This window comes from Halorubrum wangae (assembly GCF_051194135.1).
GTDB lineage: Archaea > Halobacteriota > Halobacteria > Halobacteriales > Haloferacaceae > Halorubrum.
Window position 1 is genome coordinate 657,841 of the sequence record NZ_JBLZNH010000002.1, and the last position, 19,075, is coordinate 676,915.

A 19,075-nucleotide genomic window follows, 5' to 3' on the forward strand; every position below is an offset into this window, starting at 1 on the left:
CAATGCCTATCACACACTCGCTCGCACGAAACGTGACAACGAACGCAACGCTTGGGTGGGTCTTCGTCGGTGTCGTGATCCTGATTGCCGCCGTTAGCCTCCTTATGACGCCGCTACTCTGGGGTTTGCTCGCACTGGTCGCTGCCGGAATCCTCGTGTTTCCGGCGGTGCTACGGCGGGACTGGCGGGTGATGCTCCCGTGGCCACTCGGGTTGGTCGTCGCTGTCGGAGTGACCGCGCGGACGTTCGGCGTCGCCCCGGAGGTCACCGGCTACGTCGTCATCTCGTCCGTCGCGCTCGCGGTTGTCGTCGAGCTCGACTCGTTCACCGATGTGGAAATGAGTCGCCGCTTTGCAGTGCTGTTCGCCGTTATGACGACTATCGCCTTCCAGTCGTGGTGGACGATCGCCGGCTACTATTCGGACCAGTGGTTCGGCACCTCGTTTATCCACTCACAGGCCGAACTTCAGTGGGACCTCGTCACCGTTATGATTGTCAGCCTCGTGATGGGTCAACTCTTTCTGTGGTACTTCGATCGTATCGAACACGTCGGCTCACGTCACCAACCAGTCGTCCCGGAGGAGACGTCATGACGGTCTCCGAGTCTATCGGCCTCTCGGAGCGGAGAGAACGCCTGGTGACCCGACTGCTGCAGTTTGTGCTGGCGGGTGTCTTCCTCGCCGGGGTAGTCACGCTACGCCTGGGGATGGCAGTCAACGGGGCGTTTGGTCTGGCGCTTACGTTGATCCCGGCCGCGATCCGCCGGGAGTACGATTACACGATGAGTCCCGCGCTGGTCCTGTGGATTACCATCGCCATCGGTCTCCACAGCGTCGGATCGCTTGGCCCGTACTCGTGGTTCTCCTGGTTCGACAGCGTGACGCACACAGTCTCAGCGACTGTCGTCGCCGGGCTGGGATACGCGACCTTCCGCGGGTTTGAAGAGCACTCGAAGGAACTTCACGTCCCGGCGAGCTTCCGACCCGTGTTCATCGTCGTGTTCGTCCTCGCTGTCTCCGTCGTCTGGGAACTACTCGAGTTCTCGTCCGGACAGGTAGCGCGGGTACTCGGTATCGAGGCACCGCTGAAAGTCTATGGTGTCGACGACATCGTCACAGACATGGTGTTCAACACGGTCGGCGGACTGATCGTGGCCATCGGTGGCTCCAGGTACTTCGTTCCGCTTGCGGGATTCTTCAAGCGTCGGTTCGGCTCATAGCGTGACTCGTCAGTCGCGCCGACCGCTGGACCTGGCCGAGCTGGACCTGCCGGACGGTCGCTACGAGTACGAGTTCATCGTCGAGCGCAGCGAGGACGACCCCATCGTAGCGCCCGGCCCGTTCGCCGAGGAGCTCACCGGTTCCAGGGCATTCGCGGCACTTTCCGGATCCAAGACGGCGGGCGATGCCGACCGGCGTTCTCCTGGGACGACGAACTCCCCGAAGACGGGCTACCCGAGAATTACGAGCTAGTACTGTACGAATTCCCGCCCCGGTTGGCCGCGCCCGCGGCGAGCGGTAACCGGCTCCACGTCGCCGCCGGAGACCTTCAGGATCTGTTGACCGACCACCTGGACACGCTCGCGGACCTGGGCGTCAATGCGAATGAGCTGCTACCGATCATGGACTTCCCGGACAGACTGTGGTGGGGGTACGGCACGCGGAACCTCTTTATAATGAGTCATATTGACTGCTGTCGGTCAGTATGACACCGTGAACGCGATCGTTGTGGTCTCTGTCACCGATCAGTCGGAATCTCGGCGGCGATAGGGCGGGGTCCCATGAGAACAGCGTTCGTGGTGGCACCGATCAGGATCACCAGTGCCCCGAAGTAGAGAAACGTGATCAGGAGCATGAAGCCACCAATAACGCCGTACAAGTCCTGTGTCGATGAGTACGTGACGTAGATTCCGAATCCAGCCTTGAGTAGCACCCATCCGACAGCCGCGACCACGGCCCCCGGAAAGACCGTCTTGAGGGAGAGATCCACATCGGGGAACACGTAGTAGATCGGAGTGAACACGACCGAGAGACCGAAAATCAACAGTAACTCGCTCACCAGCCGCGGGAACGGAGGATTGGGGACGAACCGGAGACCCAGTCCCGCAACGAGCACCGCCACCAACGCGACGCTGAAGGCCACCAGAACCACGAGGCCATCCCTGAACTGGTTGAGGATGTCGTTCTTCTCCGTGGTATCGTAAATCGTTGAGAAGGACGTATCGAGCGCACGAAAGACCTTCAGGACCCCCCACAGGAGAACGACGATCCCCAGAATCGACAGCCCGGCTTGACTGCTGATCTGGCCGATACTGTCGGTCACTAGGGACTGTCCCGTCGGTGTGAGGAAGCGACTCGTGGCGTTTCGGACGCGTCCAGCCATGCGTTCGCCACCGAGCGCGGACGCCGCGATCACGAGCAGTATGATGAGCGGTAACAGCGAGACGAACGCCGCGTACGCGATGCTTCCGGCCATGAACGGGGCGTCTTTCTCCCGAAGCTCGCGAACGATATTCCGTACGACTTGGACGGCGTTTCCGGCGCTCCGCGAGTATCGAAAGCTCATGAGTCACCTACTTCCGCCCGAGAACACATCGCATCCCATTCCACGGCGCTGTGCAGGGTTCCGTAGTCGTGATACGCGACTCTATCGAAGCTCTCCCCCGGGGTGACCGTGCTGATGTGGTGTGAGTAGTCATGCCCACACGTCCGATCGGCAGGGGGAGAACCGGTTGGGTAACGATCCCCCGGATAGCGTCCGTCCCGTCGGCGAACCGCCCTAGCTCGTCGCGTTCGACTGGCCGCTCCCCGAGTACGGAACGGGCGTCTCGACCCGGAACGGATCTCTCGTGATTCTGCCAGTCTCGGCACGACCGATCGGTGCCGCTGAACGAGTCTCCATGGGAACCGTTCCGCACCCAGACGACTAAGCGAGTGCACCGTGTCGTTACCGGACGCTCCGGGGAGTGGTATCGCCGTCATCGACGCTCCACCGTCCGACCCACACGTGGCGAGCGTGGGCCGGCCTGCTCTGTGACCGTGGTGCAGCTTGATCGGCGGAGAGAGCTATTCCGTCCTCGAAAACTCGTTACTGTCGGCGTCCACGTTGTCGTTGTCATATCCTGTCCATTTGTTAACACCTCTCTAATCTGAGTCAGCCGTACTCTGCTGAGTCGAGTCGAAGGTCAAAGGCGTCCCGTCGTCCTCGTCGGCACCGCGTTCCCCCGTCAAGCCCGTCGGAAGACCCCGACGCCTTACGATCACTCCGACTACTGCGAGTCCCAGAATCGGGAGGAGCATCGCCGGCCCAAGGATCCGGTTCCCGCTCTCCGTCCGATCCTCCGTGACCGAGCGCTGCGTGTGCTCTCCCTGTTCGTCAGCGCTGGCCCGCTCCTCGACGAGCGCCTCCCGAACCGCTTCCCTGACGGCTTCTCGGATGAACGACGTTACGCAGATCTGGCCCAGGCCGATCAGCTGCTTCGAACGGGATGAGTTCCGGTCTGTCATTGTTCTATCTCCGATATATTGGGACGAGGCGTGAAACGCCACGGCTTGCAACCGCAAGCGTGAGCCGGTCGATCGGGTTGGGTCGGCGGGCCGACGTCGTGGTGCGCTACGCACCGGAAGACCGGTAGACGTTCGCGCTCCGCTCACCGACTCATGCGATCAGCCGTCTAGCGGCTCCTGTAACGCCTCCTCGATCGGCTCGTCGCCGGCCGCGAGTTCGAACGTTTCGCCGTACGTGCTCTTGGCCCCGAGCGCCGCGACCAGCGTCCGGGACACGTCCTCGCGCGGGATCTCGACATCGTCCCCGTCAAGAGTGGCGCCGGTTCTGATTCGTCCGGTGCCGTCCTCGTCCGTCAGCGGTCCGGGCCGGACGATCGTGTACGTCAGATCGCTCTCCCGGAGGTACTCGTCGGCCTCGGCCTTCGCCTGGAGGTACTCTCGCAGCGCTTCCGGGCCGTTCTCGGGGTGATCGGCGTTAATCGAGCTGAGCATCACGAACCGTTTGACGCCCGCGGATTCGGCCGCGTCGACGAGGTTGATCGCACCGTCGCGGTCGACGCCCCACACGTCCTCGCCGCCCGAACCCGCGGCGAAAATGATCGCGTCGATTCCCTCGACGGCGTGCGAGAGGTCCCCGGTCAGATCCGCGACGACCGGCTCGGCGCCCAGGTCCTCGATGTCCGATGCTTGCGACTCCGCGCGAACCATCCCCCGAACACTGTGGTCGCTCTCGGCGAGGATCTGTGTCACGTGTTGGCCGACCTGTCCGTGCGAACCGGCTACGAGTACCTTCATTCGCTAGATATCGGTCGGCATCGTGAAGAGGGTGGCGGCGATCAGCGGTCACAGGAGCGACGCGATAGAGGAAAGGGGACCACGTTGTGGTCGGAGCCGGATGCCTCAATGGCCTCGCATCCAACGTCGCCCGCCGCTCCGGTGAGTGCTATGCGAATTATCAGTACCCCATCGGCCCTTCACGGGGGTAGATATGTGGTATGGTCTCACGAGTCGTGACAGCGCACGGTCCCGACGCTCGATCAGAGACCGGAGGGAGCTACGTTGCACGCGTCGCGGAAGGCACCCTGGACGACCTCCGAGATGGCGGGGTGGACGTGGATCGTCTCTGCGATCAGCTCTGCATCGGCACCCGCTGCGACGGCCGTGCTCACCTCGTGAATCATCGTTGACGCCTCCGGGCCAATGATGTGACAGCCGAGTACCTCGCCCTCGCTCCCCACGATAGCCTTCGCGAATCCGCCCTCGTTACGCAGCGCCACCCCGAGCGCCGTGTCGTCGTAGGCGCAGGTCCCCACCTCGTAGTCGACCCCCTCGTCGAGGTCACCCTCGTTTTGCCCGAGGCTGGCGACCTGCGGCGACCCGAAGATGGCGTGAGCCATCCCTGGGTACTCGACCGGTCGCTCGTTCCCGCGAACGGCGTTCTCGACGACGTATTTGGCCTCTTTGTCACCAGAGTGTTTGAACATATAGTTGCCCGCGATATCGCCCATTGCGTAGACGCCGTCGACCGACGTACGGAGGTACTCGTCGGTTTTGACGAACCCCTTTTCATCGGTCTCGATGTCGGCTGCCGAGACGTTCCAGACGTCGTTGTTCGGTTTCCGGCCAGTTGCGATCAGGAGCCGGTCACCGCGAACATTGATCTCCTCGCCACCTTCCGACTCGGCGGTGACCACGCGCTCGCCGTCCTCATCTGCGATTGCCGTCGCTTCGAATCCGAGGTGTAACTCGTGTTTCTCCCGGTAGGCATCGGTGAGGCGCGCGGCTATCGCCGCGTCCTCTCGGGCGACGAGTGCGTCGCCACGGCCAACGATGGTCACGTCGCTGCCTACTTGTGAGAAGAAGTGACTCATCTCGACGGCGATGTAGCCGCCACCGACTACGACGAGTCGATCAGGGAGTGTGTCAAGCCGAAGCGCCTCGTCGCTCGTAAGGTAGGGCGTTTCGTGGGTCCCGTCGATGGAGTCAGGGATCATCGGTCGGCTCCCGCCCGCCAGTACGATTGTCTCGGCAGCGAGCCGGTCGCCGCCCGGGCCGTCGTTGCTGTCGACTTCCACCTCGTGTGGGCCGACGAACCGTCCCTCGGTCTGATAGAAGGTGAGGTTGCGTTGGTTGCGCGCGCGGCGAGCCTTCTCTTCGGCCGCCTCAGTGACGGTCTCTGTCACGTCGTCGACGATTTCGCTGAACGCGATGCCATCGACGGACGCCTCGATACCGAACTCGTCGGCGTGACGGACGGTCTCGGCGATGTCCGCGCGGTGAATGAGTTTTTTCGAGGGGTTACAGCCGCGGTTCAGGCAGGTACCACCGAGCAGCCCTCGCTCGACGAGCGCCGTGTCCATCCCCATGTCGGCCGCCGCTGCGGCGACCTGGTTTCCGGTCCCGCCACCGAGCACGATGAGATCGTAATCAGTCATTCTGCCTAGTGGTTCGGGGTTCAGGGGGGAGCCTCTTTCGCCTGAGGGTACCCTTGGTGCTCGTCCCTCGTTCGTTTTTTCGACTCGCACCCCAAACGCCCCCATGACTGCTGAATCACACAATGGATCGCACCTGATGCTCCACGTGAGGTGGGGCCGATGAGCGAGTGTGAACACACGCCAATCTAGGACTACGGTCTCGTGGGGAACTTGGAGATCGCCGCGCTCGTGGCCCCGATGGGTCGATCGACTGGTTTCCCGTCCCGCACGTCGATTCCTCGAGTATCTTCGCCGCGATACGCGATGCGGACCGCGGCGGTCATTTTCGCATCGGTCCTATCAGCGGGGAAGCGAGAACCCAGCGCTATCACGACGGGATGAATGTCCTCGAGACGCGATTCAAGACCAGCTGACCGTTGCCGACTTCATGCCGCCCGCCGAGGGCGTCGACCACCCGAAAAGTACTCTATCGGAAGTTCACGTGTTCCGAGGGTGCTGTGGACGTCGAACTCACGTTCGACCCGCATGTTCGACTACGCGCGCGTCGATACTCGACGTTCGAGCGGACGCCAGCGGGCGTCCGAGCAGCGGGTCAGGACGAGCAGACCACGCTGACCGGAATGACATATCGAAACGCTTCCTCGACTCGTATCCGCCCTCGGGTCCTTTCATTTGCAGGCAACAGGCAGTAGCCCTTACTCCCCGTCTTCAGCATGTATGAAAACCGTTATTCATCTCATTTCAGGAGACGGGACCGAACAGAAGACATCATTGACCATTGCCAGAAACCTCTTGAACGATGAGACTGGCAGTATCGACGACGTTGCGGTTGTCGCTCAGGCGGATGGAATGAAGGCGATCCAAACTGGCCAGGAGACCGAGGAGCAAGTCCGGACCCTATTGGACGACGGTGTCTCGTTCAAGGCCTGCACCAACACACTCGAGATGATGGATCTTGACGAATCCGACCTCGTCGAGGGCGTCGAGACCGTCCCAGAGGGTGCTGTGGAAGTAACGCGATTGGAAACAGACGGATACGCCTATCTGCGACCGTAGTTACCTCACGAAACTCTACCTCGACTTGGGTCGGTTCACAACAGCCGTCCAACAGGTACTACAGTCATATTAGCATGAAAAGAAGCCGCCTGTCGTGATGGAAACACCCTCTCCATGCGACACGGAAGGGGACACCCGACCGCTTCCCGGACCGAGGTGCGAACTGAATCTGCAAGGGGGACACTCAGATCGGTGGGTGCCTTCATACTGAACAGATGTCAAAGGATACACCCCTCTCCGAAGCGGACAATGGAAAACGCGTCGTCACCTCGGCGGGCGAGACCGTCGGGCATGTCGTCGAAGTGAGCGGAGATATCGCGTACGTCGACCCCGATTCCAAGTCGGAGTCGGTACCGACCGAGCGGAACATGACGGGAGCGGACTCCGAGGAAAGCAGTGACGACCATCGCTTTCCCATCGAGCAGGACGAGATCGAAGCAATCACCGACGACGAACTCAGGCTGAATCGCTGACGTCTCGTCGAACCCACGTCCCCGCGAGACCACGACGGGGTCGACGCGACGCCACACCTCCCACGGACCACCGACCAGTATCCGAGACGAGACCAAGGGACACACGGAAACAACGTGGAGTTTGCAAGCAGACGAGTGATTACGACAGCATCTCGTAGATCCACGTATGGCGTCACAACTTACGGTAAAGACAGTCGAGCAGAGCGACGACTATTACCACGTGCGATTCCGTGACCCCGATACGTTTGAGGAGGTCCGAACGCCGGACTGGGCGAACAACATCGCTCAGTCGGTCGTTCCCGAGAGCGAGGTCCGGATGGGCCAGAACGACGACGACGAGTGGCTCGTCCAGAGCATCCTCGTTTCGATCGATGAGGTCAAAGACGACGACGACGCCTCTCGAAAGGCGCTGGAGATCGCCACCAAACTCTCCGACTAACCCCGACCCCTATGTGGCGATTCCCCTCGGACGGAGACCCAGTCGAGAACCGCCGATCCGTGGCGACCACGTGCGAGTGACGGACAGAGTCGGGGTGACTCCTCCTGGGTCGGACGACGCGCTCGCCGATGAACGGTGCCCCGACGGCGACACCGAAAGTGAAACCGACTCCGAGGAACGTCACGAAAAGCGGGGGTTCGAGCACAAAGCGCGATGCTCCGAGGTCGTCGATGATCGGGACACAGAGACAGCAGTCGGTATCGTACTGTCGGCTGTACCGTCGTGAAGATGTCCGGGACCCGGGAGTGCCGAAACCGTTCAGTGACTTCCAGCCGGCCGCATGAACGCCCTGTTGGTGTGGTAGGCTGCTCGCTTCTCGCGGAGCGTCCACCGGTTGTGTGCGGTCGGAGCGACGACAGGGCTCACACTCGTTCGCTCGTGCGTCGATTGGACCTGTACGGGTGCTGCCGTTCGTGTCTCTCAGATAATCAAAACCCCGACACGTGTAAAAACGTCGACTATTGATATGGTCACAGACTGAGTACAGCGTATGCGAATCACCTCCCGAACCGGACCCGAGACCGCACACGCGCGTCAATACCAAACCAATATCAACCGCCAGGAGGACCGTCTTTGACTCTCTTCGCCAGGGTATTCCTCGATTCGCCTGTCCTCGAAACGAGTATCGAACGGGCCGCCGCCGTGGACATCACCCTCGAACAACAGACGGCAATCGACAGCGCACTCGACCTCACGCTCTGGGCTGGCAGTGACGACTTGGATGCGTTCGAGAACGGACTGGACGCTGACGAGACGGTCTCTCGTTGGGTTGCTGTCGGAGGAACCGATACCCGGAAGCTCTACCAGATCAGGCTCACGGCAGAGGCGAGTTCGTCAATAGACTATCACCGCTGGACCGACGGGCAAGCGGTCTTCCTCTCGGCGGACCGGGAGGTGCGTGGATGGACCGTGGAGGCGTACTTCCCCGAGCGGTCCGTTCTCCGACAGTTCGCGACGGCGTCGGAGTCGAACGGCGTTCAGTTCGACCTCCTCGAGGTGTCCGAGTTGAAGCAGCTGCAGGACACCCAGCAGTTCGGGCTATCGGAGATACAGGCCCAGACATTGCTCACAGCGCTCGCACGGGGGTACTACTCGGTCCCTCGGAAGGTCAACCTCGAGGAACTCGCAGAGCCGCTCGGCGTCTCCCACCAGGCGGTCTCGGAGCGGTTGCGACGTGGTGTCGGCTCGCTGATCGAGAGTACGGCCGCAGCGCAGTTCGCAGACGGGACAAAAGCGGATGCCGAAGGCGCCTCGTCGACGGGTTACACATCACAGAACCCCACGCTCTCACGCTCTGTCGGGCTCAATCTCGAAACCCCGTGAGGGGCGGAAGAATCACGATGAAAGACAGTTGAACATCGACCGCGGACGACGAGGGCAAGAACGTAACAAGTGCCAGCGGTGACCAGGTCGGTCGCGTCATCAGTGTGAAACACGGGCAGGCACACGTCGATCCAGAACCTGGACTGGTCGACACGGTCAGCACCACGCTCGGAGGGGACGACCAGCCCAACGAGGACACGTACCGACTCAACGATGAGCAGATCGACACTATCACCGACGACGAGATCAGACTCCGTTCCTGAAGCGGTCGTCAACCCGGGGTCGAGGGATTAGCGGTAGTCAGAGAGAGTATCGGAGCCACCCGGAGGTCCCCGGATGGCAACAGCGTTCGAGTCGGCCGAGCCCGAATCGAGGGGCTTCTACGATCGTCCCTCTCAGGTCGACCGACGGCGAAGGGAGCTGAGCAGCTTTTTGAGGAGGTACGCCGTCGTGATGACGCTGGAGGCGTAGTACGCGAATTTGAGTAGGCGTTTGATCATGGTGTAGCAGTACAGAACGGACACATACGAATAGGCGATGTGCCTGCCGACGCAAGCACCCGGTGGCGGAGTATAACCACTCGAAGGATGACCACTGTGCGCTCACGAGACTGTCGATCACCCCGTGGTCACAGCGCACGGTGGGCGGGCGTTTGCGGCGCAGAACAGGGGCGTCGAGACCGGAGGGATCGCTATCGTCAGGTCGTGAATATCCGCACCTGAAACGGGGAGAGCGAGAGTGTCGCACCCTCCTCGTCCGGCGAGATTTCGAACGCAGTCTCACCCAGCGGTGCACCCCGTTCGGTCACTCTCTCCGCGTCCGGCCAATACCAAGGGACGTCGTACGAGTCGTACGCTTGTGGACCCACGTTGGCGACGACGACGACCTGTTCCTCGCTGCCGAGTGTATCCCCTTTCGTCCGGCAGTAGGCGAACACGCGGCTGCCGTCGTTTTCGTCCATCGTCGGATCGACGTAGAAGGTCTCGACTTCGTTCCGTTGCAACGCCTCGGTCGACGTCCGGAGGTGGATGAGGTCGCGCACGCTGTCGCGCAGCCCCGCGTGTCCCGGATAGTCACGCCGGGTCCAGTCGACGGGGTCCTCCATCTTGAGCTGCCAGTCGGTGTAATCGAGGTCGTGGATGTCGCCGAACTCCTCGCCGGCAAGGAACATCGGAATGCCGGCAGACGTCAACAGGAGGGCGAACGCACTCCGGAGTCGGTCGACTGCCTCCGTGTGTGTGTGAAGCTGGACGTCCGACTCTGCGGTCACGAGATCGTCGATGAGGTATTTGACGTTCTCAATCGAACCGTCACCGAGGCCGCGCTCTCGGACCATCTCTCCGAAGACGAAATTCATCAGCCGCTGGTCGCCCTCCGAGCCGACGTCGTGTGAGGTCATGTAGTTGACCGTCTTGGTGAGGTCCGCGAATCCGTCGTCGAACTCCCCCGTCAGGTCGTCCCACGTTCTGTCTCCCGTTATCAGAGCCTCGAGACGGTCACTCCGCGGCGGCTGATCGGGACCCGGTTCGATGTCCCCCCGGAGCAGACGTCGGGACTCCTCCTGGAAGGCGAAGTTCCACATACTGTCGACGACCGTCCGCCCCTCGGGATTCTCGTCGTTGTCGTGGACGATCTGCGGACGTGCGTGAGAGTCCTCGGCGATTACGAGAAACGGCCGCTCGGGGAACAGTTCGTCCTGTACGGCCCACGTTCGGTCGCGAAACTGCTGGAAGAACCGCCAGTGGTCTGCACCTTTGAACTCGTCCAACCGGAACCCGTCGACGTGGTACTCTTCGACCCAGTACTCTGCCATCCGACAGAGGAACTCGCGGGCCGGATGAACGTCGTCGACGACCGATTCGAAGTCGAACCGCCGCCCACCCCAGGTGGGTCGATCCGGTTGCTCGTCCGGGTGCAGGAAAAACCACTCGTCTGCCAGCGTTTCTAGCGGACAGCCCGTCGCGTGATTCACGACCACGTCTAGGAACACTCGTATCCCGCGCCGATGACAGGCCTTGATGAGGAACTTCGCGTCGACTGGGCCGCCGAGGTCACTGTCGGGAGCAAAGAAGAACCGTGTGCCGTAGCCCCAGCCGAGGCTCTGTGGGGCGTCCTGAATCGGCAGTAGTTCGATCGCGTTGACGCCCAAGTCGACGAGGTTGTCTAGGTGGTCCGTCAACAGGTCCTGAAAGTCGCCGTCGGCGACGTTCCGCCGGTAGTCGTGGGACACCGGGGCTGCCCAGCGCGGTGGGAACTCGTAGATGACCAGTTCCTCGTTCGCTGGAAGCCCGTCGTCCGGAATTTCGTCGTCCCAGGAGAACGGTGGACGGAACTGCTCTCCGTCACGAATCCGAAACGTCCCGCGGTAGCCCTGAAAGCGAGTGATTTCTTCGGCGAATGGATCCGGCGCGATATCGGGGTCGTCACCACCCCGGTCGAGTGCGTACTCGTACTCGTACTGACCGTCTGCAAGCCCGAGTTCGTCCAGGTCGATCTGGTACCACCCCGGCGAGTCCGGCACAGCCGACAGCGGTTTGCGCTCCCAGCTACTGGGGTCGAAGTCGGCACGAGACAAGAGCGGTGCGAAGCGAATCTCTACCCCCTCAACGTCGAGTGCCGGGATTCGGAGGATACCGGAGTCTCGAACGGGAGGAAATCTCGAACTCGTTTCGTCTGTCATGCACATCCGGAGGGGGTTGTCTCGCATGAGACCATCCCTTGCGACGACAAGGCGAGCGGTTCGGCACACGGTTGTGCGGCGACACGTCACGTGGGTCCGCGAAGAAGGAGGGGACGCTGGAGGGCCATCCACGACGACCGCTCGTGCATCCGGAACACACGGAGCCCGCTCCACCCGAGGTGCAGCACACTGAACAGGAAGGTTGCAGTCCGACCGAAGCGATGCGTCATTCGGACACTGAGGACACCGCGGACAAGTCGAGAGACGAGCCCCGCACCGACCCAGACAGTCGAGCAGCGAGCACCCACGCACCTGCAAGCAATAGGTACAGGATGAGACACCATGTACGCTGGAGCGTGACGAACGATACGCAATCAGCAGAGCCGCCGTTACTCTTGCCAGTGTTCGACCTGTTCGCCGACTGCCAACCCCACACGCTGTGCTCCGTTGTCGAACGGTTGAACGTTGGTGAAGCAGCCGCCGAGGCCGGGCTTGAACGACTCGAAGCACTGGGCGTACTCGTCCGAACGCGGGGGAGTACCGAGATGCCCGTCTGGAAGCGCCATCCCGAGATGGGCAAGAGCCGCTTCGAGAGCGGCCACACCTCGGTGTCGCCGTGACGTCGTCTCCAGCGCCACCGGTCGGACGGCCCGGCCAACCAGTGTCCGCGCCGTGCTGGTCGTAGGGAGAGACCGGAATCCCGAGAAGCGAGGCAGTTCGCAGTCGGCCTGAACCGGTACGCGAAGCCGACAGTCGGGGCTATCGGTCCCAACTCTTTGGGTAACAGCCTGATGTGGCTCGCCGCTGTTCGTCAACGTGTGAGCCAACTGAACCTACCGAACGAGAGCCGACGCCAGGAAGCGAACTGCCGTCAGAGAGACGTAGAGGTGGCATCGGAGCACTCATCGAGACGACCATCGCCGACCAGTCTCCGACGGTTCGCGGAACGGGGATACCCCCCGACGTCGGAACCGACGACCGCCTCCAGGGCGACCGGTACGTGGTCGCGAAACCCCGAGTTGACAGCCACATCGGCCACTCGAACCGGTGGTTATGGGTGGCGCCGTCCGTGACCTCCGTAAAAATCGAACACCCGGTCCGATCGGGAGGCTCGTTCTCCCCGACCGGCTTCGATATTCCCGATCACGACGGCGTTCCTATGATACGGGATTACCCCTGGGTCGTGCCCGGTCCATCTGTATCCGACGCAGCCGTGTCGGCATCGTCTTGCTGCATCTCCTCCGCGTCGGCACCGGTCCCCTCGGCGAGGTGGGGCTCCGCCACAATGGGGTCGCCGTGGAGGAGTTCGGGGAGGACGATCCGAACCGTCTCCAGCATCAGGACGACCACGATGGGCAGGAGGAACAAGCCGTACCACCCGAACAGGATCGGGCCGAGGATGTAGGCAAAGAGGAGGAGCATCGAGTTCATCTTTCGCCCGGAGATGTAGGGCTGGACGACCGACTGTGGGAGGATATCGAGCACGATGAAGTAGACGACGAGGAGGGCGCCGAGGAAGACGAACTGCCGGCCTCCTGCCTGAACGGCGAGGTACGCGACGATCGGAATATAAACTACCTTGCTGACGACTACGGGGATGAGGCTGGTGAGTCCCGTGAGCACTCCCAGCGTGAACACCATCGGGATCTGCATCTCGGGCGGTGCGACGAGGTTCGTGATCGTGTACACCGTCGTCGCTACCCCGGACATAAAGAGGACGAATAGAAGGTTCCCGAAGAAGATCGACTCGAGATCGGTGTCCACGGCGAGGCCATACGCGAACACGGTCTCTTCTTGACCCCCGACCAGCTTCGCGAACGCGCTCGAGAGCGCCTCGTCGTATACGAGCAGTGCGTACGACAGTGTCACGGCCAGGGATAGCAGGAGGATCGTTCCGGAGATCAATTCGAGAACCTGTAGTCCCTGCTGGAGGGTGTCCCCGGACAGCAGGTCAGTCAGTCGATCGAGCGACGCCGGATTTCTGAGCAGCGCAGCCGGACTCGTCTCTTCGACGTCTGGACCGAGAATCCTGGAGACGAGCATCGAGGACACACTGTCGTCGAACTGCTGCTGGATCTGCAGGAGGATCCGTATTCCGGCGTAGAGCGCGAGCACCAGCATCGGAACGAGCACCGTTAGCGCAGTCAGCCCGGCTGCCATCCGCTTCGATTCGGTGACCGTCTCGAAGCGGTTGGAGATCGGCCGGGTAGCGTAGTACCCGGACACGCCCAGAACGAACATGCCGACGAACGTGTGCGCGATAAACAGCGCCGCGCCCGCGAGGACGGACACGTACAGCCACCAGAACGTACCACTCCTGTCCGGTACCGTCACGATCCAGCCGCTCCCGTCCGTTGGCTCCCCGGGGAGGACGGGAGTTCCCTGTAGCGGATCGAGGACGAACGGGTCCCCGGCCGGTTCTCACGCGCCGATGCTCGACCGCTCGCGCGACTGAACGACCGGCGAGGGCGTCTCTTCCCCGACGATTCGAGCCCGTATCGTGTCTGTTCGTCTCGTGGCGGTCTCATAGTGGGAGCAGCCGATGGCGGTGGTCGGGGGATGTGGTCAGATACCCGATCGAAACGTGTGCGATCACCATCACCGTGAGAAACCCGACGTTGATCCAGCTGGCGTTGTACCAGACGAGGTCGATACCCCAGGACCCGTCGACGATGGGCCACAGGGGTTCGATGGGCGTCGAGATGTCGGGCGCTGAGAGCATATCGGCGAACACGTGACTGAGGCCTCCGGCCAGGAATCCCAGGAACGAGAACACGAACAGACGGGATCTGTCGAATCGCTCGCTCTCGATCCACTCGTCGATCCGACCGGTGAACAGCGCCGCGAGGACTGCTGCACCGACCAGACCCGCGACTGTCACGAACAGAACGGTGTGCGTCACCCCGTGGTGATGGACCTCGCCGGGGAATAGCATCACGAGCCACAGGTCGATGTCGGGGAAGAGCGCGGCGACTGCCGCGAAGGCGACGAACACGACGCTGGCCCTGTCGTTCCAGACGAACCACGCCGGGAGCGCGAACAGCAATCCGAATGCGAGGTGCCCCATGACATCTACCATCGACCGCTACCTCGGACTGACTCGACAGGTATCATTCTGAGTCTACAGAATGAACGTGATAATCGCGAGAATGACGAAGATGATGACGAGCCATTTTGCGATGTTCATACTGAGTCCAGCGACCCCTCGAGCACCGAGCACTGCTGCGACGACCGCGAGTATCAAGAAGAGGAATGCAAGCTCAATGAACCCACCCCCGAACTGCAACTGTACCGCCTGGGTTGAGACAGCACTATCTAGAACTCCGTGTGATTCTATCATACCCTACCTACGTCTTTCGAGTAGTTAAACTCGTGACATATTCACATTCATCTTGTGTTTTGAGTATTCGAGTGACTCTATCTGTGTGAGAGTAATTCACCCAGTCAATTAGGTCAAAGTGGCTTTGTTGAAATCCTCACCAGCTAACAGGAATAGTGCCCAACTCGCTAAGTACAGGTACCTCAGTTAGTAATCCCGATGCCTCCGGACGCGCTATGTATTGAACAAGCCTTCAGCAGATACCGGCTTGATGCTGAAAAATCGGAAATTCCGTCAACCGGTGGGTTACGCGTTGGCCATCTGGCGGCAGCTTTCGGCGCACTCCCGGAGAACCTCTGCACAGACCTGACAGTGATTGGCGTCGTGGTTCTCACACTCGTCGGCACAGTCCTCACACGCCTGAGCACATGCCTGAGCGAGCTGACCGCTGTAGTTCGACCCGCGCGCCATGAAGCGGGCGTGCATCGTCGTGAGGTCGGCGACATCTCGGCAAAGCCGAGCGCACTCTTCCATCTCCTCCATGCCGAGGCACTCGTCGGCACACCACTCGCAGACTTGGGCTGCCTCGTTACAGTTCTCAATGCAGTCGCGTTGTTCGTCGCTCAGGCTCTCGATTTTCGAGACGGTTTCTGATAGGGACATTCCACTCACGTGGAGACGTGCCAACTGAATAAACAATCACCCTGCAATAGCAAGGTCTCAGCCCTACTCCCGAACTGCTAACGAGCGGTAGGTACGCACACCCACTTACCGGTTGTTTCATCCCAGTTTGTGTCTGACCAAGAGGATTTCAACAAAGCCGTCACAGTCACATTCCAGAATTCGGGGCCACAGCCCTCTTGCTAGCCGTATTCAGTATGAAAGGAATGATTGATCCGTCTATAGTAGAGGAGGTCCCTTCGACGATTTGTTTCACGTGACCAGGGATTGCCGTCTCACATTCTTCTGGGCCTGGCACTCCGAATGCTAGCGATACTTTATATAGTTCCCATCCAATTGTTACTGTGTCCCAAGACGGCTACGAAGAGGGACTGACAGCCGAACGTGCTGACTCTGTATTCGCTTCGAGACCGGTAAGATACCAGTATGCCCCAGAAGATCATAATCCACAACCCAGGAAGTGGAAGCGAAGACCACGGTAAGACCGTTCGTCGTCGTGCGGATGAACTCGGATACACACTCGAACAAACCGAAACAGCAGGAGACGCGGTTACGCTCGCAGCGGAGGCTGCCGAAGCGGGTTTTTCCACTGTCGTTGCTGCTGGCGGTGATGGAACCGTAAACGAGGTTGTTCAGGGAATCGACCGGGCAGAGGCGTTCGATGATGTCGAATTCGGCATACTCCCGCTCGGAACTGGCAACAACTTTGCGGAACAGATCGGCATTCCCGACCTCGACACTGCATTCGCCGTTCTAGAGGACGGTGACCGGCGTCGAATCGATCTCGGTTACGCCAACGAACACCTCTTTGTAAACTCCTGTATCGCAGGCCTGACTGCGGAGTCGAGCAGCGAGACACCGTCGGAAATGAAACGCCAACTTGGCGTATTGGCGTACGTACTCACGACCCTTCGAACCGTGTCGGACTTCGAATTGCTTCGTCTCACGGTCGACATCGGAGACGCCGGCCAGGAGACGACCGCGTGGGCCGGTGATGCCCTCTGTGTACTGGTCGGAAACGGTCGCCGGTATCCGACCAGTGGAACCAGCCAGGCCAATATGGAGGATGGCCTTCTCGATGTCGTTGTTATTGAAGATGTCTCTGCACTGGATCTGATGAGTGATACTGTCGTCGAACGGTTGCTCGGGCGCGATTCAGCGTCTATAAAACGGTTCAAGGCCCCATCACTCGAGATTACGATTGATAACCCGGATGTGACCAGATTCAGCCTGGACGGCGAGATCATTCGGGAACGAGAGCTGTCACTTACTGTCCGCCCACAAATACTTACCGTCGCAGTCGGAGAGACGTACGATCCCAATCCCGGCTGAGAAGGTGGTTATCGGTCGATAACCCTGCGAGAAATTGACCACTCATGAGACGTCCAGCCTCAACTTCTCTGGAAGTGTAGAATCCATTCTCCGAGGTTGTGGTTCATTCGCTTGATCAACCAGTAGCCATGCTCAGGGTGGTGCCTGCTCTCCCGATTGTTCATGAACACCGAGTAGCGGTGGTGATCGGTGTGCTCGGAGTTCTCTTGCCGGCGGTAGTACCACCAACAACTAGGTGGTGTGACGAACCGGATCCCCCTGTTTCGAAACGAATACGAGTTTTGCCTTCCGGGTAGAAGTGACAGGACCTGTCGATTTCATTTGACCCCCCTCTCGCCTAGCGGTGTCAACACGCGCATCCATGCCATATCCGGGAGTTGTTTTGATGAATCGGGTGAAAAACTACAGAGTTCTTGATCGTGCAGTACGAATCAGAATTATGGAGTACGAACTCGGTCCTGACGAATCGGTCAGCACGGCCGTTGTACGCGCGGTGAGCGCAGTTGCCGGGCGTAAACCACGTTCCCTCAGACTTGCGGACGTCGTTGATCCGGCCGCGTTAGACTCGTTGTTCGGCCCGCGGTACGACGGAACACCTCGAACGGGTGGACGTGTCTCGTTTGTTTTCAGCGATTGCTACATCACGATTGACAACGATGAGTATATCACTCTTCAGCTGCTCGAAGACCGTTCCTACGGCGAACGTGATTGAGGACCCACCGACAGTTGCGTCCGGTGACGGATGAGTCAGTAGTCTACATGTCGTGAGGTCACTCCATGGGGTCACGAGCAGTCAGCAACCCCTGAGCCATGAGTCGCCGAGCGATTACGACGAGACCGTTCCCGAATCCCTCGCCGAAGATTGCTTTTTCCTCTTTGCTGCCGGGCATGATCGAACTCACGAGGATTGTCGAGCGGTCGACCAGAAGGAGCCGGCCGATTGCCGTTTCATCTTCAGTAACGTTCTCGCCGTGTAGCCACTCTAGGCCAGAGATGAACGTCGTGGCGTCCGGCACGGCTTTTTGGATCTGGTTTTGAAGCGACTCCGTCAACGCACCGATGAGAAGGTCGACCTCGGCAACGGCGTCGTTGAGTCTGGCAACGAGATCCTCGGTCAGCAGTGACTCGTCGCCCAGTACCAGCACGATCTCCTCGGACGCTTTTTCGATGAGTTGGTCCGTCCGATTTTGGATCGCGTCGCGCCCGGACATCGCCCACACCTGCTGGACGGATGTCTCGCCGTCTTCCTCGATGATTTCGACTGTGTCCAGCGCATTGTGGAGTCGATCGACGCGGTATTCGTACTGGTCGCGCAGTGTCTCGGTTGCCTCATCGAGCGGAACCGCCCGGAACCGCTGTGGGCTCGAATGCTGGATCTCGACTAGGCCTTGCGCCTCCAACACTCTAATCGCGTCGTACACACGCGTTCGAGGAACCTCCGTCATCTCACTCAATTTCTTTGCTGTTCCCGTTTTGAGACGGGACAGGCCGACGAAGCACCGCGCCTCGTATTCTTTTAAGCCGAGTTGCTGGAGGACTTCGATTGCCTCTTCCAAATTTTCAGTAGTAGTCATGTGTCTCAATCTCACGAGGTGTCCCCCAGTGATTCTCTGAATAGTTCGCTCCCGACACGGATAGATGTTGTCACCCAGTTCGTGACAGTAATTGCGAATGGGTCGTGAAATGAAGGGTGTAAGCGTCTGAACCCGGTTCTATAGCGAATTTGGCAAACTCCATTGTGATTATGACAGTGACAACTGGCTGCTCTGGG

21 protein-coding genes and 2 pseudogenes are annotated in these 19,075 nt (G+C 60.4%); 12 read left to right on the forward strand and 11 right to left on the reverse strand.

The genetic code is table 11. From position 1 onward, the window contains the following. The first annotated feature begins 32 nt into the window (after nucleotides 1-32). The 3 genes from ACNS84_RS08470 to ACNS84_RS08480 are packed head-to-tail and all read left to right on the forward strand — an operon-like array spanning nucleotide 33 to nucleotide 1,472. Nucleotides 33-593 (forward strand): hypothetical protein, encoded by a 561-nt coding sequence (locus tag ACNS84_RS08470; protein ID WP_435074412.1) that lies wholly within the window; start codon nucleotides 33-35, stop codon nucleotides 591-593. After that, nucleotides 590-1,219, forward strand: coding sequence for a DUF2238 domain-containing protein (locus ACNS84_RS08475; RefSeq protein ID WP_435074413.1), 630 nt, complete (start codon nucleotides 590-592; stop codon nucleotides 1,217-1,219). The genes ACNS84_RS08470 and ACNS84_RS08475 overlap by 4 nt, the downstream gene beginning before the upstream one ends. Nucleotide 1,220: 1 nt before the next feature. Beyond that, nucleotides 1,221-1,472 (forward strand): hypothetical protein, encoded by a 252-nt coding sequence (locus ACNS84_RS08480; RefSeq protein WP_435074414.1) that lies wholly within the window; start codon nucleotides 1,221-1,223, stop codon nucleotides 1,470-1,472. A 265-nt stretch (nucleotides 1,473-1,737) separates the two neighbouring features. Here the strand turns inward: ACNS84_RS08480 and ACNS84_RS08485 are convergent, their stop codons facing one another. The 4 genes from ACNS84_RS08485 to ACNS84_RS08500 all read right to left on the reverse strand — a co-directional run bounded on the left by ACNS84_RS08485 (nucleotide 1,738) and on the right by ACNS84_RS08500 (nucleotide 5,941). Beyond that, nucleotides 1,738-2,565: a YihY/virulence factor BrkB family protein gene (locus tag ACNS84_RS08485; protein WP_435074415.1), complete on the reverse strand. Its 828-nt coding sequence runs from the start codon at nucleotides 2,563-2,565 to the stop codon at nucleotides 1,738-1,740. Nucleotides 2,566-3,143: 578 nt separating this feature from the next. Then, on the reverse strand, nucleotides 3,144-3,506 hold the full coding sequence (locus ACNS84_RS08490; protein ID WP_435074416.1) for a hypothetical protein: 363 nt from the start codon (nucleotides 3,504-3,506) through the stop codon (nucleotides 3,144-3,146). A 159-nt stretch (nucleotides 3,507-3,665) separates the two neighbouring features. After that, the gene (locus tag ACNS84_RS08495) at nucleotides 3,666-4,301 is read right to left on the reverse strand and encodes an SDR family oxidoreductase (RefSeq protein ID WP_435074417.1); all 636 of its coding nucleotides are present in this window, start codon (nucleotides 4,299-4,301) and stop codon (nucleotides 3,666-3,668) included. Nucleotides 4,302-4,543: 242 nt separating this feature from the next. Next, nucleotides 4,544-5,941: a dihydrolipoyl dehydrogenase family protein gene (locus ACNS84_RS08500; protein WP_435074418.1), complete on the reverse strand. Its 1,398-nt coding sequence runs from the start codon at nucleotides 5,939-5,941 to the stop codon at nucleotides 4,544-4,546. Between the two features lie 242 nt (nucleotides 5,942-6,183). Between ACNS84_RS08500 and ACNS84_RS08505 the strand changes: the two are divergent. The 7 genes and pseudogenes from ACNS84_RS08505 to ACNS84_RS08535 form a co-directional block, all read left to right on the forward strand. Beyond that, a pseudogene (locus ACNS84_RS08505) lies at nucleotides 6,184-6,354 on the forward strand (trehalase-like domain-containing protein); the annotation flags it as partial. Between the two features lie 304 nt (nucleotides 6,355-6,658). Then, entirely contained in the window at nucleotides 6,659-6,997 is a 339-nt protein-coding gene (locus ACNS84_RS08510; protein WP_435074419.1) for a DsrE family protein, read from the forward strand. Between the two features lie 215 nt (nucleotides 6,998-7,212). After that, nucleotides 7,213-7,470, forward strand: a complete 258-nt coding sequence (locus tag ACNS84_RS08515; RefSeq protein ID WP_435074420.1) for a DUF8593 domain-containing protein — start codon at nucleotides 7,213-7,215, stop codon at nucleotides 7,468-7,470. 166 nt (nucleotides 7,471-7,636) lie between these two features. Next, nucleotides 7,637-7,909: a hypothetical protein gene (locus ACNS84_RS08520; RefSeq protein ID WP_435074421.1), complete on the forward strand. Its 273-nt coding sequence runs from the start codon at nucleotides 7,637-7,639 to the stop codon at nucleotides 7,907-7,909. A 633-nt stretch (nucleotides 7,910-8,542) separates the two neighbouring features. Next, entirely contained in the window at nucleotides 8,543-9,292 is a 750-nt protein-coding gene (locus ACNS84_RS08525; protein WP_435074422.1) for a helix-turn-helix domain-containing protein, read from the forward strand. 50 nt (nucleotides 9,293-9,342) lie between these two features. Next, nucleotides 9,343-9,555: pseudogene (locus ACNS84_RS08530) on the forward strand (DUF8593 domain-containing protein); the annotation flags it as partial. A 73-nt stretch (nucleotides 9,556-9,628) separates the two neighbouring features. Further along, nucleotides 9,629-9,763: a hypothetical protein gene (locus ACNS84_RS08535; protein ID WP_435074424.1), complete on the forward strand. Its 135-nt coding sequence runs from the start codon at nucleotides 9,629-9,631 to the stop codon at nucleotides 9,761-9,763. Between the two features lie 226 nt (nucleotides 9,764-9,989). On the opposite strand, the gene ACNS84_RS08540 is transcribed toward ACNS84_RS08535, so the two are convergent. From ACNS84_RS08540 to ACNS84_RS08565, 6 genes are all read right to left on the reverse strand, one after another. Then, on the reverse strand, nucleotides 9,990-11,972 hold the full coding sequence (locus ACNS84_RS08540) for an alpha-amylase family glycosyl hydrolase (protein WP_435074425.1): 1,983 nt from the start codon (nucleotides 11,970-11,972) through the stop codon (nucleotides 9,990-9,992). A gap of 389 nt (nucleotides 11,973-12,361) precedes the next feature. Continuing rightward, nucleotides 12,362-12,574, reverse strand: coding sequence for a hypothetical protein (locus tag ACNS84_RS08545; RefSeq protein ID WP_435074426.1), 213 nt, complete (start codon nucleotides 12,572-12,574; stop codon nucleotides 12,362-12,364). Nucleotides 12,575-13,142: 568 nt separating this feature from the next. Beyond that, entirely contained in the window at nucleotides 13,143-14,306 is a 1,164-nt protein-coding gene (locus ACNS84_RS08550; protein ID WP_435074427.1) for an AI-2E family transporter, read from the reverse strand. A 190-nt stretch (nucleotides 14,307-14,496) separates the two neighbouring features. Further along, complete coding sequence (locus ACNS84_RS08555) at nucleotides 14,497-15,051, reverse strand: metal-dependent hydrolase (RefSeq protein WP_435074428.1); 555 nt, start codon at nucleotides 15,049-15,051, stop codon at nucleotides 14,497-14,499. A gap of 42 nt (nucleotides 15,052-15,093) precedes the next feature. Beyond that, nucleotides 15,094-15,312 (reverse strand): DUF1328 domain-containing protein, encoded by a 219-nt coding sequence (locus tag ACNS84_RS08560; RefSeq protein WP_435074429.1) that lies wholly within the window; start codon nucleotides 15,310-15,312, stop codon nucleotides 15,094-15,096. Between the two features lie 285 nt (nucleotides 15,313-15,597). After that, a complete protein-coding gene (locus tag ACNS84_RS08565) occupies nucleotides 15,598-15,954 on the reverse strand; it encodes a four-helix bundle copper-binding protein (protein ID WP_435074430.1) in 357 nt (118 codons plus the stop codon). Between the two features lie 444 nt (nucleotides 15,955-16,398). Between ACNS84_RS08565 and ACNS84_RS08570 the strand changes: the two genes are divergently transcribed. After that, entirely contained in the window at nucleotides 16,399-17,304 is a 906-nt protein-coding gene (locus tag ACNS84_RS08570; RefSeq protein ID WP_435074431.1) for a diacylglycerol/lipid kinase family protein, read from the forward strand. A 439-nt stretch (nucleotides 17,305-17,743) separates the two neighbouring features. Then, on the forward strand, nucleotides 17,744-18,016 hold the full coding sequence (locus ACNS84_RS08575) for a HalOD1 output domain-containing protein (protein WP_435074432.1): 273 nt from the start codon (nucleotides 17,744-17,746) through the stop codon (nucleotides 18,014-18,016). Between the two features lie 58 nt (nucleotides 18,017-18,074). On the opposite strand, the gene ACNS84_RS08580 is transcribed toward ACNS84_RS08575, so the two are convergent. After that, the gene (locus ACNS84_RS08580; RefSeq protein ID WP_435074717.1) at nucleotides 18,075-18,878 is read right to left on the reverse strand and encodes a TrmB family transcriptional regulator; all 804 of its coding nucleotides are present in this window, start codon (nucleotides 18,876-18,878) and stop codon (nucleotides 18,075-18,077) included. Between the last annotated feature and the right edge of the window lie 197 nt (nucleotides 18,879-19,075).

What these genes read in the sequence shown, in the direction of transcription:
- ACNS84_RS08500 (WP_435074418.1), bottom strand. Translation starts at nt 5,941, where the DNA reads ATGACTGATTACGATCTCATCGTGCTCGGTGGCGGGACCGGAAACCAG.
- ACNS84_RS08490 (WP_435074416.1), bottom strand. Translation starts at nt 3,506, where the DNA reads ATGACAGACCGGAACTCATCCCGTTCGAAGCAGCTGATCGGCCTGGGC.
- ACNS84_RS08555 (WP_435074428.1), bottom strand. Translation starts at nt 15,051, where the DNA reads ATGGTAGATGTCATGGGGCACCTCGCATTCGGATTGCTGTTCGCGCTC.
- ACNS84_RS08495 (WP_435074417.1), bottom strand. Translation starts at nt 4,301, where the DNA reads ATGAAGGTACTCGTAGCCGGTTCGCACGGACAGGTCGGCCAACACGTG.
- ACNS84_RS08510 (WP_435074419.1), top strand. Translation starts at nt 6,659, where the DNA reads ATGAAAACCGTTATTCATCTCATTTCAGGAGACGGGACCGAACAGAAG.
- ACNS84_RS08560 (WP_435074429.1), bottom strand. Translation starts at nt 15,312, where the DNA reads ATGATAGAATCACACGGAGTTCTAGATAGTGCTGTCTCAACCCAGGCG.
- ACNS84_RS08565 (WP_435074430.1), bottom strand. Translation starts at nt 15,954, where the DNA reads ATGTCCCTATCAGAAACCGTCTCGAAAATCGAGAGCCTGAGCGACGAA.
- ACNS84_RS08520 (WP_435074421.1), top strand. Translation starts at nt 7,637, where the DNA reads ATGGCGTCACAACTTACGGTAAAGACAGTCGAGCAGAGCGACGACTAT.
- ACNS84_RS08475 (WP_435074413.1), top strand. Translation starts at nt 590, where the DNA reads ATGACGGTCTCCGAGTCTATCGGCCTCTCGGAGCGGAGAGAACGCCTG.
- ACNS84_RS08515 (WP_435074420.1), top strand. Translation starts at nt 7,213, where the DNA reads ATGTCAAAGGATACACCCCTCTCCGAAGCGGACAATGGAAAACGCGTC.
- ACNS84_RS08570 (WP_435074431.1), top strand. Translation starts at nt 16,399, where the DNA reads ATGCCCCAGAAGATCATAATCCACAACCCAGGAAGTGGAAGCGAAGAC.
- ACNS84_RS08485 (WP_435074415.1), bottom strand. Translation starts at nt 2,565, where the DNA reads ATGAGCTTTCGATACTCGCGGAGCGCCGGAAACGCCGTCCAAGTCGTA.
- ACNS84_RS08580 (WP_435074717.1), bottom strand. Translation starts at nt 18,878, where the DNA reads ATGACTACTACTGAAAATTTGGAAGAGGCAATCGAAGTCCTCCAGCAA.
- ACNS84_RS08535 (WP_435074424.1), top strand. Translation starts at nt 9,629, where the DNA reads ATGGCAACAGCGTTCGAGTCGGCCGAGCCCGAATCGAGGGGCTTCTAC.
- ACNS84_RS08575 (WP_435074432.1), top strand. Translation starts at nt 17,744, where the DNA reads ATGGAGTACGAACTCGGTCCTGACGAATCGGTCAGCACGGCCGTTGTA.
- ACNS84_RS08540 (WP_435074425.1), bottom strand. Translation starts at nt 11,972, where the DNA reads ATGACAGACGAAACGAGTTCGAGATTTCCTCCCGTTCGAGACTCCGGT.